General features: G+C 57.0%; 16 protein-coding genes. 7 read left to right on the top strand and 9 right to left on the bottom strand.

The features are described 5' to 3' along the window. The first annotated feature begins 22 nt into the window (after positions 1 to 22). A complete protein-coding gene (locus tag ACUN9X_RS15235) occupies positions 23 to 898 on the top strand; it encodes an AraC family transcriptional regulator (protein ID WP_260034513.1) in 876 nt (291 codons plus the stop codon). 108 nt (positions 899 to 1,006) lie between these two features. Further along, positions 1,007 to 1,432 (top strand): SRPBCC family protein, encoded by a 426-nt coding sequence (locus ACUN9X_RS15230; protein WP_260034511.1) that lies wholly within the window; start codon positions 1,007 to 1,009, stop codon positions 1,430 to 1,432. Here ACUN9X_RS15230 and ACUN9X_RS15225 read toward each other — a convergent pair whose 3' ends face one another. Then, positions 1,433 to 2,107: a class I SAM-dependent methyltransferase gene (locus tag ACUN9X_RS15225; protein WP_445473644.1), complete on the bottom strand. Its 675-nt coding sequence runs from the start codon at positions 2,105 to 2,107 to the stop codon at positions 1,433 to 1,435. A 211-nt stretch (positions 2,108 to 2,318) separates the two neighbouring features. On the opposite strand from ACUN9X_RS15225, the gene ACUN9X_RS15220 reads away from it, so the two are divergent. Both ACUN9X_RS15220 and ACUN9X_RS15215 read left to right on the top strand, forming a co-directional pair. Continuing rightward, positions 2,319 to 2,780 (top strand): YaiI/YqxD family protein, encoded by a 462-nt coding sequence (locus ACUN9X_RS15220; protein WP_445473643.1) that lies wholly within the window; start codon positions 2,319 to 2,321, stop codon positions 2,778 to 2,780. 126 nt (positions 2,781 to 2,906) lie between these two features. Continuing rightward, positions 2,907 to 4,709, top strand: a complete 1,803-nt coding sequence (locus ACUN9X_RS15215; RefSeq protein ID WP_445473642.1) for an ABC transporter ATP-binding protein — start codon at positions 2,907 to 2,909, stop codon at positions 4,707 to 4,709. Between the two features lie 57 nt (positions 4,710 to 4,766). Here the strand turns inward: ACUN9X_RS15215 and ACUN9X_RS15210 are convergent, their stop codons facing one another. Then, positions 4,767 to 4,982: a dodecin gene (locus ACUN9X_RS15210; RefSeq protein ID WP_260034504.1), complete on the bottom strand. Its 216-nt coding sequence runs from the start codon at positions 4,980 to 4,982 to the stop codon at positions 4,767 to 4,769. Positions 4,983 to 5,164: 182 nt separating this feature from the next. Here ACUN9X_RS15210 and ACUN9X_RS15205 point away from each other — a divergent pair, with 182 nt between their 5' ends. After that, positions 5,165 to 6,307: a PQQ-dependent sugar dehydrogenase gene (locus ACUN9X_RS15205; protein ID WP_445473641.1), complete on the top strand. Its 1,143-nt coding sequence runs from the start codon at positions 5,165 to 5,167 to the stop codon at positions 6,305 to 6,307. Here ACUN9X_RS15205 and ACUN9X_RS15200 read toward each other — a convergent pair. The 3 genes from ACUN9X_RS15200 to ACUN9X_RS15190 form a co-directional block, all read right to left on the bottom strand. Then, complete coding sequence (locus tag ACUN9X_RS15200) at positions 6,294 to 7,433, bottom strand: glycerate kinase (protein WP_445473640.1); 1,140 nt, start codon at positions 7,431 to 7,433, stop codon at positions 6,294 to 6,296. The two genes, ACUN9X_RS15205 and ACUN9X_RS15200, sit on opposite strands and share 14 nt — an antisense overlap. 87 nt (positions 7,434 to 7,520) lie before the next feature. Next, a complete protein-coding gene (locus ACUN9X_RS15195) occupies positions 7,521 to 7,934 on the bottom strand; it encodes a GFA family protein (protein ID WP_260034498.1) in 414 nt (137 codons plus the stop codon). A 59-nt stretch (positions 7,935 to 7,993) separates the two neighbouring features. After that, on the bottom strand, positions 7,994 to 8,977 hold the full coding sequence (locus tag ACUN9X_RS15190; RefSeq protein ID WP_445473639.1) for a zinc-dependent alcohol dehydrogenase family protein: 984 nt from the start codon (positions 8,975 to 8,977) through the stop codon (positions 7,994 to 7,996). A 277-nt stretch (positions 8,978 to 9,254) separates the two neighbouring features. Between ACUN9X_RS15190 and dkgB the strand changes: the two genes are divergently transcribed. Then, positions 9,255 to 10,064 carry a 2,5-didehydrogluconate reductase DkgB gene (gene dkgB, locus ACUN9X_RS15185; protein WP_260034495.1) on the top strand — a complete coding sequence of 270 codons (810 nt, stop codon included), beginning with the start codon at positions 9,255 to 9,257 and terminating at the stop codon, positions 10,062 to 10,064. 148 nt (positions 10,065 to 10,212) lie between these two features. Here dkgB and ACUN9X_RS15180 read toward each other — a convergent pair whose 3' ends face one another. Next, complete coding sequence (locus ACUN9X_RS15180) at positions 10,213 to 10,983, bottom strand: glutathione S-transferase N-terminal domain-containing protein (protein ID WP_445473638.1); 771 nt, start codon at positions 10,981 to 10,983, stop codon at positions 10,213 to 10,215. Positions 10,984 to 11,323: 340 nt separating this feature from the next. Between ACUN9X_RS15180 and dacB the strand changes: the two genes are divergently transcribed. Continuing rightward, the gene (gene dacB / locus ACUN9X_RS15175; protein WP_445473637.1) at positions 11,324 to 12,871 is read left to right on the top strand and encodes a D-alanyl-D-alanine carboxypeptidase/D-alanyl-D-alanine endopeptidase; all 1,548 of its coding nucleotides are present in this window, start codon (positions 11,324 to 11,326) and stop codon (positions 12,869 to 12,871) included. Positions 12,872 to 12,930: 59 nt separating this feature from the next. Here the strand turns inward: dacB and ACUN9X_RS15170 are convergent, their stop codons facing one another. The 3 genes from ACUN9X_RS15170 to ACUN9X_RS15160 all read right to left on the bottom strand — a co-directional run bounded on the left by ACUN9X_RS15170 (position 12,931) and on the right by ACUN9X_RS15160 (position 15,547). After that, positions 12,931 to 13,701, bottom strand: coding sequence for an SDR family oxidoreductase (locus tag ACUN9X_RS15170; protein WP_445473636.1), 771 nt, complete (start codon positions 13,699 to 13,701; stop codon positions 12,931 to 12,933). A 92-nt stretch (positions 13,702 to 13,793) separates the two neighbouring features. After that, on the bottom strand, positions 13,794 to 14,483 hold the full coding sequence (locus tag ACUN9X_RS15165; RefSeq protein WP_445473635.1) for a histidine phosphatase family protein: 690 nt from the start codon (positions 14,481 to 14,483) through the stop codon (positions 13,794 to 13,796). Further along, positions 14,483 to 15,547 carry a phosphotransferase family protein gene (locus ACUN9X_RS15160; RefSeq protein ID WP_260034486.1) on the bottom strand — a complete coding sequence of 355 codons (1,065 nt, stop codon included), beginning with the start codon at positions 15,545 to 15,547 and terminating at the stop codon, positions 14,483 to 14,485. Before ACUN9X_RS15160 ends, ACUN9X_RS15165 begins: the two co-directional genes overlap by 1 nt. Positions 15,548 to 15,590 lie beyond the last annotated feature (43 nt).

Genomic DNA, 15,590 nt, shown 5'->3' with positions numbered 1-15,590 from the left:
TTACAGAGCAACCGGAGTTTCTATGGCCCAGATCTCACAATGGCCATTGCCACGGGATAGTATCCGCTACATTATTCCGCCCCGACTGGCGCAGATGCTGGCTATTCACCCGCTGACAAAAGATCTGTATCCACTCGCTTTCGGCCACTACCGGCAGGCGCTGGGGCACCATATGCACCGCCAGCACCACACCGATCACCTGATGATTTACTGCACTGAGGGGCGCGCGTTTGTCAGCGTAGAAGATCAACCCTACGTGATGCACGCCGGCGATCTTCTGTTGATTCCGGAGGGCGCCGCCCACCGTTATTCAGCTGATCCGGACGCGCCCTGGACGCTGCACTGGGTGCATTTTACCGGCGCACTGGCACCGGCCTTTCGCGAGCAGATGGGGTTTTCCGATCAGGTGCTGATCCGTCACGTTGGCCAGCAGCCGCGCCTGCTGGTGGATTTTAACGGGCTGCTCAGCGTGCAACAGACCGGCTTTCGCCCTAACGGCCTTATCCACGCTGCCAACAGGCTAAGGCAGCTACTCGCAGCTGTGCCGCTGTGCGCCGACGTGCAGGAGCAGCAACATACCCTGGATCTGGACAGCATCCACGGCTTCATGAAGGAGAGATTGGGCGAACGGATAAAACTGGAGCAACTGGCCGATCTGGCGGGCCTGTCCCCTGCCCATTTTGCAACCCGATACCGGGAAGTCACCGGTGTAGCGCCGATTCAGCATCTGATTCATTTGAAGGTCGAGCGCGCCTGCCAACTACTGGATACAACTGACCTGACTTTTCGCGCGGTCAGCGAATCGCTCGGCTATGACGACAGCTACTATTTTTCGCGCATGTTCAAGAAAGTCATGGGCGAGTCGCCCCGGGCTTACCGGCATACGCACCGGCATTGAGGGCCAAGTTAAGATGACCACTTTTGTTCAACTGCAGAACTGGGTAGGCTCAGACATGCTCTAACAACGTTGCGACACCGCAGCGTCATAACAACAATGGACACCACTATGGCGAAGTACAGCATCAGGATTCAGGAACAGACCAGCGTCCCGCGCGAGAAGGTTTTTGCACTATTCGCGGATCACCAGCGTTTCGGCAAATTGCTGGGCGCACCGGTTAAACGTATCAGGGACAGTGATCAGGCGGACCCCAACGGCGTCGGCTCGGTTCGCAAGATCGGCATTGGTCCAATCGGTTTGGAAGAAACCGTTACACTGTTCGAGCCAGACCAGCGGATCGAGTACACCATCACCAGCCTCAGCCCGATACGGCACCATATCGGCCGTATCCTGTTCTCGGACATCGACGGTCAGACCTTTGTGGACTACACCATTGAGTTTGAAGATATTGTGCCGTTCAGTGGCAAGGTCATCAGTGCAGCACTGGACCAGGCCATCCGTAACGGCATGAAGCGGATTCCAAAGCTGGCCTGATCAGGCCTTCTGCGGTTTCTGGAACAGGGCGACGTCTTTGGCCGGTATTTCCAGCGTCCAGCCCATGGCCTGGGCAATCCGCGCCAGCGTCGCCTCCCGGTAAAACACCACATGGGTCGGGTCGCGGCGATAATGCCAGTTGGCGAAACGGGCATCGTCAGTCTGAAAGCAGGTCATCACGCCCAGCCACCCGCCAGGCTTCAGTAACCCGTCCAGTTGCTCGAACGTCGCTTTCGGGTCGTGCAGATGCTCAGCCACTTCGGTACAGGTGATGAAATCGAACTGGCGCTCCAGCACGTCAGTTGCCGGCTGATACACCGGATCGTAAAGCGAGACTTCCATCCCCTCACTGCACAGCATCTGCGCCAGCGCAGGGCCGGGTCCGCAGCCAAAATCCAGTCCATGCACTTCATCCGGCAAACGGTCCACCAGAGGCACCATCAACTTCTCCAGAAACCGCTGGTATCCTGGATCGTCCAGCTTGTTGTCGTGTAGATCGTATACCGCTTTTTCTTCCGCTGCCGATAGCCAGTGACGGGCGTCCATCATCGTGGCTTCACAGACACTGCATCGCCAATAGGGCACCTCGGAAATAACGTCCAGCAGTGTCAACTGTTCAGCATGACAAACGGTGCAGCGTTCAGGTGTATTGGGTGTAGATGCGGAAGTTTGCATTCGGCTTTCGATAGCTCCTGGTTAAAAAGTGATCCGGGCAGCGACCCGGCGGCACAGTGTCATGATCACAGGCTCCGGTTACAAGTCCGCGAAACCCGTGAGGTTAAAATGCCCGCAACACTGGCCGGGAATATCCGGAAACACCCCCTGCGCTACAGGAATGGCGGCGAAAAGCGTATCCTGACGCTGTTTTCTATCAGGAGAGTTCATTATGCCAGTCTGGGTTGACGCCGATGCCTGTCCGGTGGTGATCAAGGAAATGCTGTGTCGCGCCGCGAACCGCTGGAAAATCGAAGTGACATTTGTCGCCAATCAGTCTGTAAGCGTGCCGCCCTCCGCTTATATCAAAACACGACAAGTCCCTCAGGGGTTCGACGTGGCCGACAATGAGATCGTGGCCTTGCTGGCGACTGGCGATCTGGTGGTCACCCAGGATATTCCGTTGGCCGCCGATGCTATCAAAAACGGAGCCGATGCCATCAGCCCAAGAGGCGAAATGTTCACGCCTGACAATATTCGCCAACGGCTGGCGATGCGCAATTTTATGGAAGAGATGCGTAACGCCGGCCAGATGACCGGCGGCCCGTCCAGCTTTTCACAGTCTGATCGCAAAGCCTTCGCAGACAAGCTTGACAGCTGGATGCAAAAACACGCAAACCAGCGCCAGGGCTGATTATCATTCGCTTTTAAGGCTGTCTGTTTTCCGCTAGGCTTACCGGCTTCCAACGTTTCCCCTATGCCTGTCTTTTTGCGGCCTCAGTTTGCTGGCGTCAGCGGCGGCTCATTTTCCGGAGATACCATGTCCAGTACCAACAGTTTTCAGGCGCTCGGTCGATTGCTGCGCTATGCCAGGGGCTACCGCCGCCATATTATCGCCGCAACCACCTGCTCCATCATTAACAAGCTGTTCGATATCGCGCCGGAAATCCTGATCGGGGTTGCGATTGATGTGGTGGTCAATAAGGAAGAGAGCTTTGTCGCCCATCTTGGCTTCACCTCCGCTGAAGAGCAGATCCTGGTTCTGGGCGGCCTGACCTTTATCATCTGGGCCGGGGAATCACTGTTTGAGTACCTGTTCCAGATTCTTTGGCGCAATCTGGCGCAACGTCTGCAATCTGATCTGCGCCAGGATGCCTATGAGCACGCCCAACGGCTCGACATGCACTTCTTCGAGTCACGCAGCTCCGGCCAGCTGGTCGCCACCATGAATGACGACGTCAATCAGCTTGAGCGCTTCCTGGATGGCGGTGCCAACGCAATGATTCAGGTACTGGTAACCGTCATTGCGGTCGGTGCCGTATTCTTCGTGATTTCGCCACTGGTTGCCGTACTGGCTTTTACACCGGTGCCGGTGATCATCTGGGGCGCCTATTATTTCCAACGCAAGGCCGGACCGGTTTACGCCGATGTGCGCGAAAAGGTGGGCGACCTGTCCAGCCGCCTCGCCAACAACCTGGGCGGCATCGCGACCATCAAAAGCTTCACCTCCGAACAGCGTGAAGCAGACCGGCTGCGCGCCAGCAGTGAGGCCTACGTGGAGGCCAACCGCAAGGCTATCCGCATCAGCTCCGCGTTTATCCCGGTTATCCGGATGGCGGTGCTGGCCGGCTTTCTGGCCACGTTTATCGTTGGCGGAATGATGGCGATCGAAGGCTCGCTGAATGTGGGCGCTTATGGTGTGCTCGTCTTTCTGACCCAGCGTCTGCTCTGGCCGATGACGGGGCTTGCCCAGGTGATTGATCTTTTCGAGCGCGCCATGGCCAGCACACGTCGTATTCTGGATCTGCTGGCCGAGCCGGTGCACGTGATCGATCAGGCAGACAAGCCACTGACTCAACCCGTAAAAGGCACTGTCAGCTTCGATAACGTTGCCTTCGAATATGCCAACAGCGGCGCCGGTGTCCGGGGTATCAGCCTTGACGTACCCGCCGGCCATACGCTTGCCCTGGTTGGCGCAACCGGCTCCGGCAAGTCGACGCTCATCAAGCTATTATTGCGTTTCTACGACGCCAAGAGCGGTCGCATCAGCATCGATGGACAGGATATCCACGATGTCAGCCTTCAATCGGTAAGGCAGTCCATCGGGCTGGTCAGTCAGGATGTCTACCTGTTCGAGGGATCGATTGGCGACAACATCGCCTACGGCAAGCCCGACGCAACGGAAGAAGAGATAATCGAAGCCGCTCGCACAGCCGAAGCCTGGGGATTTATCAGTGGCCTGCAGGACGGCCTCAATACAGCGGTCGGTGAACGCGGCGTGCGAATGTCCGGCGGGCAACGCCAGCGCTTGTCACTCGCCCGGGCACTGCTCAAAAACCCACCCATTCTGGTGCTCGACGAAGCCACCAGCGCCGTTGATAACGAAACCGAAGCTGCCATCCAGCGCTCGCTCCGCCGCATCGGTAACCACTGCACGGTGATCATGATCGCCCATCGCCTGTCGACAATTGTTCACGCAGATCAGATCGCGGTTATCGACGACGGCCAGGTGAAGGAACGGGGCACTCACAATGAACTCATCGCCCTGGGTGGCCGCTACGCCGCCCAATGGCAGGTACAAACCGGCGCTATGGACCCAATGAATCAGCCCGAAGCGCAATAACAAAGCTTTCAACCACACGCGCTCGGATGAGACGTGTGGTTGAAGCGCTTGACCGGATCAACTGCTCTGAATCCGGAACCCTACCTTCATGACCACCTGATAATGCCCGACCTTGCCACCTTCCACGTGGCCTCGGGTTTCGATCACTTCAAACCACTCGATGTTCTTGATGCTTTTGCTGCACTCCTCCAGCCCGTTGTTGATGGCCTCTTCAATGCTGGTGCGTGATGAGCCGACAATTTCCACTTTCTTGTAGACGTGATGATCTGACATAGACACCTCCATCCGAGAACAGGTTCAATAGGTGATGATGTGCACTTTCAGTATGGCACAGGGGTCACGAGACTCTTCAAGTGAGCACTTTTTAACCCAACGGCGTTTACAGCACGTACACTGAATGGACAAGAATGGTAGCGAACGTCTCTCTGGCGTCGAACACACAGGAGGCACCCGGCATGCTCAATTATCACCACCCGATTTTCTTTTCGTTTTTTTCACGGCTTCTTTCCGGATTATGTCTGGGGGCAGCGCTTCCTGTGGTCGCAGACACCCTGTCGTCTGATCATCAGCGGTATCAGGTTCAGACAATTGCTGATGGGCTCGACTATCCCTGGAGCATCACGTTTCTGCCGAACGGCGAGGCGCTGGTAACCGAGCGGGCCGGGCAACTCAGGCGACTGGTCGACAACCAGCTTCAAGAAGCGCCTGTGAGCGGTGTTCCAGAAGTTGCCGTTGGTGGTCAGGGTGGCTTGTTTGACGTGATCGCCGATCCGGATTTTGCAGACAACAGAAGAATCTATCTGAGCTATGCCCATGGCACAGACGAGGGCAAAACCACGCGTGTCGCAAGGGCTCAATACCGCGACGGAGCCCTCAGCAACTTGAAGGTAATTTTCGAGGCCCTGCCCCGCTCCGGCACCAGCCGGCACTTTGGCGGCAGAATGGCCTTCGATGATGGGGGGCACCTGTACATTTCAGTCGGTGATCGCGGACAGAAATCCCGGGCGCAGGATACCGCTAATGATGCCGGCGGCGTGCACCGCATTACCATTGATGGCGAGCCGGCCATGGGCAACCCGTTCCTGTTTGACGACGGCGCCAGGGATACGCTTTTCACCTACGGCAATCGCAACATACAGGGTATGACCCGTCATCCGCAGACCAATGACATCTGGACGCATGAACACGGTCCCCGGGGTGGTGACGAGGTCAACATCCTGCAATCCGGCACCAATTATGGGTGGCCTGCCATCACTTATGGCATTGATTACGGTGGCAAGCCCATTACTGACAAAACAGCCCTTCCCGGCATGGCTCAACCGCTACATTACTGGGACCCGTCTATCGCGCCTTCCGGCATGGCCTTTTACACCGGCGAGCAGCTGCCAGGCTGGCAAGGCGATCTGTTCGTCGGGGCGTTGAAGTTCCAGAAGATTGTGCGTTTGCGCATCAATGACAAACAGCAGGTCACTGAAGAGGAAGATTTGCTGGCAGATGCGGGACACCGGATCCGGGATATACGCCAGGGCCCGGACGGCGCGCTATGGGTATTAACTGATGCCAGCAATGGTAAGGTTCTGAAAATTACGGCGCCTTGACCCGAACCAGCGCAGCGATGTTTCTCGCTGTGCGGCGAATGTTACTCCCGGCTTGCTCCAGCGCCTCATCAAGCGCCATTGGAGAAGGCGTGATGCTGAAGACAGCGGTGATGCCACAAGCCAGAGCTTCCTTGTAGTCCTCGCCGACACTGCCTGCCAATGCAATAACCGGCACCCCGGCCTGCGCTGCTTCCCGCGCCACGCCCGCCAGCGTTTTTCCGTGGGCGGTCTGGGCATCAATCCGGCCCTCACCCGTTATCACCAGATCGACGCCCTTGATCTGTTCACGGAACCTCACCGCATCCATCACCACATCAATGCCGGGCTCAAGTCGAGCGCCCAGAAAACCACAGGCGGCAGCTCCCATACCACCGGCCGCCCCTGCTCCGGGCATCTCCATTAGCTTGACCGACGTGACCTGTTCCAACAGACGACCATAGCGCGCCATACCCTGATCCAGCGCAATCAGCATGTCCGGCGTTGCCCCTTTTTGGGGCCCGAACACATGCGTCGCCCCATGCGGACCGGTTAATGGATTCACAACATCACAGATCACGCGAAAGCGAGTGGCGGGAATGCGGGTATCCAGTTCGTGCAGATTCAACGACGCCAGATTCAGCAAGCCCTGACCACCAGGGCCGATGGGCTGGCCGCTGGCATCAAGCGCTTTGACTCCCAGCGCCTGCGCCATTCCCAGGCCACCATCGTTGGTTGCGCTGCCACCGAGCGTGAGAATCACCTGCTCCACGTCTGCGTCGAGAGCTTCCAGAATCAGTTCGCCGGTACCACGACTGGTGGTTTTCATCGGGTTGCGACGAGCAACTGGCAGGCGCTGCAGACCGCTGGCCTCCGCCATCTCGATCACAGCCGTGCGGTCGTCATGGATGAGGCCAAACCGCGCCTGCACCGGTGAACCGTCAGGGCCGGTCACTTGAACGGTGACGTAGCGCCCGCCAGCGGCGATCACCAGCGCTTCCATGGTGCCTTCACCACCGTCGGCCAGTGGCAACAACGTGTAGGCGGCATCGGTCAGCACCTCTGCCATACCATCACGTATGGCGTCAGCCACTTCGGCGGCGGACAGGCTTTCCTTGAAAGAATCGGGGGCAACCAGAATAGTGTGCACGGCATGTCCTCTGACGGTCGCATGATCAAAATGCAGTATGGTCAAAGTCAAAGCAACAAGCGTGCACGGTTTTGAAGGTTTTCAGAACTAATTGGGGTCGCCGGTCCTGACGCGCTTTTCGTATTGCGGCACATCATCGGTGATGGTGAACCAGTCGGACTTGGATCCGACAAATACATGAGCAACGGGCGATACATTGACCGGCTCATCCAGTGCGCCCATCGGCAGACGGATAATCCCGGGAATCGCATCCAGCCGACTGTATAACGGGCTGCCACAATTGCGGCAAAACGCCCGATACTTGCCGGGCCGGGATTCGTATTCGTTAACCAGCTCGTCACCCGCCGTCAGCTGGAAATGCACCTTCTGCACCGGCGAACTGGCCGCAAAGGCGCTCCCCTGTGCCTGCCGGCACTGGCTGCAATGGCACAACTCAACGGGGCCCAGGCGTCCGGCGTATTCAAACCGGACGCCTCCACACAAACACTGACCGGTAATCATGGCGATCCTCAATTAAAAGCGGAATATCACGAGGCATCAGTACCGGCACCATTTGCACTTCAGGCCGGTACGATCAGGATTTTTCCATCCCGCTCACCGAATGCCGCAGCGGCGACCGCCTCGCTTATTTGAGCCACATCATACTCTCCCGCAATCCGCGCCTGAAGCTCTCCGGTGGCAATCAGCTTGGTCAGTTGGCCAAACACCTTCATTTGCTGTTCCTGACTGGCATTCTCGAACCATTTTGCCAACCAGAAACCTTTCACGGTGACATTGCGGAAAACGATATTGCGAGGCGACACATGGCAGGGTTCGCCGCTCATCATGCCGTAGTTCACCACGGTTCCGCCCTCGGAAAGACAATCTGCGATGTGATCAGTCGCGGCGCCACCAACCGCGTCGATAGCCAGTTTCACCTGACCGTCACCCACGATCTCCCGCACCTGGCGGGCCAGATCCGGCCCGTCTACCAGCACCACATCGGCGCCCTGAGCCTTGACCCCGTCGATTGCTGACTCGCGACGCACCACGTTGATGGTGTTGATACCCTGTTTTTTGGCCAACTGAACCAGATAGCCTCCCACGCCGGAGTTCGCCGCGTTCTGGACTACCCAGTCCCCGGCCTTCAGATCGACAAATTCCGACAGCATCAGCAGCGCTGTCGGCGGATTGATCGTCATCATCGCCAGCTGTCGCGGGTCGGCTTCATTCGGCAGCGGTATCAGCTTGCGTGCATTAACCAGCGCGTGACTGACCCAAGTGCCTAATCCCACAGGCAACAGCACTGTCTGCCCCACTTCCGGCCCCTTGGTATCAGGCCCGAGCGCGACGACTTTACCAACTCCTTCGTTGCCGCCAATGGCCGGCAGCGAAGGCAACATGCCGTACTCCCCAGTCAAGGTCAGCACATCGGAAGGGTTGATTGGCGATGCGAGCACCTTGACCAGCGCCTGGCCGGGGCCGGGCTCCGGTGTCGCCACTTCCACGGCGCTGATGACATCCTGAGGCACTGGCCCGCGGGTTTCATATTTTGCCTGTAACATGACGATTTCCTTCTGCTGTGCGTTTGAATTCTGTGAGTTCGACTCATCAGCTTAGCCCTGTCCTGTCGATCCGGACAGAGCGAAATTAGCCAATCCACTGGTGACAAATGCCAGAGATTTAATTCACCCTTTGACTTGAAGATCCCTCCGACCTGCCCCAACGTAGTCTCATCAGATTCTTCGGTTATCAGGCCATTTTTCCTGATGCTGACATTTGAATGGCTGAGCAGGCCTGATGCCGATTCAGACATTCCCTACTGCAGACGAGGATGATGTTATGTCATTGGACACACTACCCGACATCGGGATGGGCACATTCAGACTCAAGGGTGATACCGCGCGGGATGCGGTCAGAAGCGCCCTTTCACTGGGTTATCGCCACATTGATACCGCCCAGATGTACGGCAACGAATCCGAGGTGGGTGACGGGATCACCTCAAGCGGCATTCCCCGTCGCGATATCTTTTTGACCACCAAAATCTGGCACGACAATCTCAAATCCAGCGATTTGATCAACAGCCTGAAAGACAGTCTTCAACGCCTTAAAACCGATCACGTCGACCTGGCGCTTATTCACTGGCCGTCACCTGACGATGCTGTGCCGATGGAAGAATATCTGGGCGCGCTACAAGCCGCTCACCGCGAAGGTCTGGCCCGTCATGTGGGGGTCTCCAACTTCACCAACGCCCAGCTCGACGATGCGAAAGTCATCCTGGGTGATACACCTATCCTGACCAATCAGGTTGAAGTGCACCCGTTCCTCAACAACCGCAAGGTGGTCGGTCATATTCAGGAACAGGGCATCAAGGTAACGGGCTATATGCCGCTCGCCGTTGGACGGGTAATGGACGATGAAGTGCTGAACCGCATTGCCCGCACCCACAACGTCAGCCCGGCGCAGGTTGCCATCGCCTGGGTAGCCAATCAGGGCATTGTGCCGATTCCATCATCCACCCGCCCGGATCATCAGAAGGCTAATCTGGAGGCGCTCGAAATCGAACTTTCGGTGGACGAAATGGACCAGATCGACCATCTCGATCGCAATGACCGAATCGCTGATCCGGATTTCGCCCCAGTCTGGGACTGAACCTTTCAGGCGGTCAGCGATCGCATTCGATCCGATACAAAAAAGCCGCGCACTGAGTCCAGTGGGCGGCTTTTTTTATGCTGCGCAGCGGAAGCATCCACTACACGTCATGATGGTTCTTCAATCAACGCTGCCCGAAGCCCATGCTTCAGAGCGCATACGTCTCGTCCAGATACCGCAGAATACGGGCGGATTCGAACAGTGATTCGCCGGTATTGGGATCTTCAAGGTAAGGCACCTGAACCCGTTGGTGTTGCTGATAGAACGCATCCCGCTTGCCGCCCGGCTCAGGCACGTACGGACCGGGCTTGATCCGCTGTCGGGCTGGACCGATTTCAGTCCAGTGTTCCTTGCCCAGATTATGCAGGCGATACGGAATTTCCAGTTCACACAATCGCTCACGTACCAGCCGGGCATAGGGGCTGCCCTCAAAGCTCCAGAGTTGCAGTGGCTGCGCCGGCGCTTTTGACGGGTGGGCACGCATTCCTTTCAGGCCGCGAACAGCAGAGGCCAGACTGCCCAGCACCGGCTGATAAGGCTTGGACCGATAGTAACCGGGTACTGATCGCTCACCGTAGGTATTGAACAGGTATTCCACGATATCTGTTGATTCGTAGAGCACATCGCCTGTGTTTTCATCCACCAGCATCGGAAACAGTTGTTTGCCGCCGGCTGCCTGCGCCTCATCACGGTAGCGTTTGCCCCCTTTCGGACAGGGCCGGATTTCCACATCCAGATGCAATGCCGTCAGGGCTTCGCGCACTCGCCGGCAATAGGGGCAGGCCTCCATATCGTACAGAATCAGCGGTTTCTCCGGCTGCAACGCCGGCTTGACGACCAGGCAGCCGCGCCAGGCCACCAGGCTTGAGGTTGCAACAGAGCCCAAAACGCCCAGATTAAACATCAGTGCATTGGTCATACGGATCCCTGGATACGGTTATTAAGAAAATTTGGGTTCGAGTCATTTCAACCGCTATGAAGCCCGACTTTAGAGCCTGATGCAGTGGCTGAAGTGCCGATAAGTGCACGTTATCAATGCATTGGCATCTTGTGTGTTTACAACGGCGTACAGCCCTGCCGCGTCAGGCGACATAAGACTGCTTACAATGTTACGCAAAACCCTGACAAAAGATGACCTTAGTACCACTATTTAACGTTATGTATAAAAATCAGTCATAGGCGAAGACGACCAATGTGAGCTATTTTAGGGAATATTGCCGATCGTTTATTTTCGCCCTGGTTTCAGAGGATGTTTGAGTATGCTGCCCGTTGCCCGTTTACTTCGGAACAGCGCGCCCGTGCGCCGTGTTTGCCTGACGTTCCTGTTGCTGGGCAGCACCGGGATACAGCCGGTATTTGCTGACGGCTCCACTGCCAAAGGGGAGCTATCTTCAGCCTGGTCAGAAAATATCGTGGCGGCCACCGTCAAGGCGATGGAAACCGAGGATGCGGTCAGCGTGGTCGCGGTGCCGCTCAACGGCCCCGGCCTGCCCCAATACATCAATGCCGATTCCCAGATGAGCCCCGGCTCGATCATGAAACTGGTCACCACCTACGCTGCGCTGGAAATTCTCGGGCCGACGTACCAGTGGCAAACCCGCTTTTCGACCGATGGTCAGATGATCGGTAAAACCCTTAAGGGCAATCTGTATGTCACCATGTCCGGCGATCCCCGTCTGACGTTGGAGCGCCTGTGGTCGGTGATGCAGGAACTGCGCGGCATGGGTATCGATACGATCGAGGGCGATCTGGTGCTGGACGGACACGCCTTCAATCTGCCCGATGGCCTTCCGCGGTTCGTGGATAACGGCAACAACCCCTACGCGCCGTTTCTGGTTGAGCCCTCTCCCTATCTGACCAACTTCAACCTGGTTCATTTTCAGGTACGGGCTGATGAGCGTGGCACCACAGCCTGGGCCACGCCGGCGCTCAACCCGATTGTGATCGACAACCGGGTTACTGCCCTTCCTGAAGGCCGCTGCCCCTCGCGTCGCGGCTTTGACTGGACACCGAACTTTCATGACGATGGCACCATAACCATCAGCGTTACCGGTAAGTTGCCTCGCGGCTGCCGCACGACAGCCTATCTGTCCCTGCTTTCGCCCGACAAATACACACTGGCCACAATCCGCTCGACCTGGGCCGAAATGGGTGGGCTGATCACTGGCGCCAGCCGGGTCGGTGAAACACCGGACGACACACGTCTGATAATGACCACCGAATCACCGGATCTGGTTTCTACCATCCGCGATATCAACAAATGGAGCAACAACGTGATGGCGCGTCAGTTGCTGCTGGCCATTGGCGCTGAAAAGCGCACAGCCGAAGATGCGGATGACCGGCAAGCGGGAGTAAGGGCTATCAGCGAATGGCTGGCAACGAAAGGCGTTGATACAGAGGGGCTGGTGATCGAGAACGGTTCAGGACTGTCACGAGACAGCCGCATCACCGCGCGCCAGGGCGCCCAGATACTGCAGGTTGCATGGAAAAGCCCCTACGCCTCCGACCTTCTTGCGTCACTGCCACTGATCGCAATGGATGGCACAATGTACAGACGGCTGCGCAATACCGGTATGGCTGGGCTGGGACGTATCAAAACCGGTTATCTGGAGGGTGTCCGTTCAATTGCCGGGTTCTCCCGTGACATCAATGACACAACCTGGGCCGTTGTCGCCATGGTCAACCATGATCCTGCGTGGAATGGTCAGGCCCTGCTTGATCGGGTGCTCTACTCGCTCTACCACCAGCCCCCGGTGGGCACAGCATTCTCGAAAGCCACGCTAAATGAAAAAACGGGGATTCGCTAGAACCCCCGTTTCACAGACGAATGTGGTGCCAGGCTTGGCGCCCGGCATCACATCTTCCATTACATTGTCAGATAACCACCATCAACATTAATGCAGGTACCGGTAGTGTAACTGGACGCACCAGAGGCCAGATACAGTACTGTGCCGGCCATTTCGTCGGGCTCGGCCATCCGGTTCATCGGGATATGCATCAGCGCCTGCTTCTTGATCGCATCGTTTGTTGTCAGTGCACTGGCGAATTTGGTATCCGTCAGGCCCGGCAGCAATGCGTTCACCCGGATATTCTGCTGCCCCAACTCCTTCGCAAATGCCTTGGTCATCGAAATAACCGACGCCTTGGTGATCGAGTAAATGCCCTGGAAGTGGCCCGGGGAGACACCGTTTACTGATGCCACGTTGATGATGGAGCCACCACCGGATTTCTTCATCAGCTGCGCCGCTTTAGAGCACATAAAGAAATAACCGCGAATGTTCACGTCCACCGTTTTCTGGAACGCCGACACATCGGTCGTCTCAATCGGCCCGAAATGAGGATTGGTGGCGGCATTGTTCACCAGAATATCCAGCTTGCCATGGGTCGATTCGATGTATTCCCAGGCATTGTCGATCTGATCCATCTCGCCGATATGGCAAGCAAAGGCCTCTGCCTTGCCACCGTGTTCGCGAATGCTGCTGGCAACCGCCTCGCAACCTTCAATCTTGCGACTGCTGACAATCACATGCGCACCATAGGCCGCCAGCGTACGGGCCACACTTTCGCCAATACCCCGGCTCGCGCCCGTCACCAGCGCCACCTTACCAGTCAGATCAAACAGATCCTTATGGTTCATTTCGTTCTCCCTTGTCGACAGGCAACGCCTAAAACCCCGATGCCTGAATTATTTGGTTGCTGCACACGCACAGCGGCGTGCTGAGGTATTGATTATCGAAAGGTCACCAATGCCGGTGACTCATTCTCAAGATGCTCGTAACTGTTGAACACTGACAGGCTCATGCGTTCACCGGAAAACAGCAAACGGGTTACGCTGGTGTTGGCGATGACTTCATTCAGCGCCAACGCGCGATCATCAGTCAGGCCCAGCACCGCTTGCATGACCACTGCGATCGGCCCGCCCGAGCTGACAACGAGAATATCGCCGCCGTTGGCCGCGGCAGTTGCCTGACGTAATGCAGTCAGCACGCGCTCGCGGAATGCGGACCAGCTTTCCGGATAATCCGCCGCGTTCTCGTCGCTGACCCAGCGTCGCACCGCCTCGGCAAACATCAACTGAAAGGCTTTGGCGGGATGGTCATGGCCGGCCAGCTCTTGCGCCATAGCCTCACGATCAGCCCAGGCCGGCTTGAGTGCTTCAATCACGCGGGTGTGGTCAAATTCATTCAGTCCCGGCAACTGACTCAACTCTGGCAATTCGGCCCCAAAGCCCTCGGCGATGGCGTCAAATGTCTGCTGATGCCGCTTGAGGTCGCCCGCAAACACGGCCGAGGGCTTGACCTTCCCTGCCAGCCAGCGGCCCAATACCCGGCCCTGTTCCCAGCCACGATCTGAGAGCTGGTCATAATCAGCCTTGCCGAAACTGGCCTGGCCGTGACGAATCAGATAAAGGGTCGCCATTACAGTGCGCTTGCCTTGATCAGTTTCAGGCAGCGTTGCTCGAGGTAATTGATCGCCTGGCCAAACATCGCGAACCGTTTGTCCTTCGTCTGACCGTGGTAAAAACGATAGTAAATCTGCTGCATAATCACCGCCAGGCGGAACAGTCCGTAGATTTCGTAGTAATCAAACTGCTCCGCCCGGTAGCCGGATTTTTCCATGTAGTAGTCCACAACTTCCTTGCGAGTGAGCATGCCGGGGCGGTGCGTCGGCTGACGTCGCATGGTACGGAAGACATCATCGTCGCCCGCTTCAATCCAGTACGCCAGGCTGTTGCCCAGGTCCATCAGCGGGTCGCCGATGGTGGCCATTTCCCAGTCCAGCACACCGATCACTTCAAACGGGTTGTCAGGGTTGAGCACCACATTATCGAAACGGAAATCATTGTGGATCAGGCACTGAGCCACATCCGCCGGCATCTTGTCATCCAGCCAGGTCATCACCGTCTCGAAGTCGCCCACATCGTCGGTTTTGGCTTTGCGGAAGCGGTTGCTCCAGCCACCAATCTGGCGTTCGACGTAACCGGCACCTTTGCCAAGCTGATCAAGCCCGGCCGCTGCCGTATCGACCTTATGAAGATCCACCAGCTTGTCGATCACGTTCAGGCAGAGCTTGCGGGTGTCGGCTTCGTTCAGGTCGAGATCTTCAGGGAAATCCTGACGCAGGATGATGCCTTTCAGCCGTTCCATCACATAAAAATCGCAACCGAGTACGGCATGATCGTCGCAGATCGCGATAATATCTGGCACGTAGGGATATACGGGCTTCAGCGCCTTCATGACCCGCGCTTCCCGCATCATGTCGTGAGCTGATTTGGCGATCTGGCCAAATGGAGGGCGGCGCAGCACAAATGAACGGTCATCGTAATCAACCTGATAGGTCAGGTTGGACGCGCCTCCCGGATACTGGAGGATAACCGGCTGCCCGGTAAGACCGGGGATTGCCTGCTTCATGAACTGATCGACGACAGCTGCATCCAGCTCTTCGCCTTCGCGGATACTGATCGCCTGGTCAATCTGTGTCATCAATTGCTCCTGTCTGTTCCTGCAATAAAAATCCGGGTCCGGC

The sequence above is a fragment of the Marinobacter sp. V032 genome (assembly GCF_052645435.1).
The sequence above is the reverse complement of the archived record's forward strand: the minus strand, read 5'-3'. Positions and strand labels throughout refer to the sequence as shown.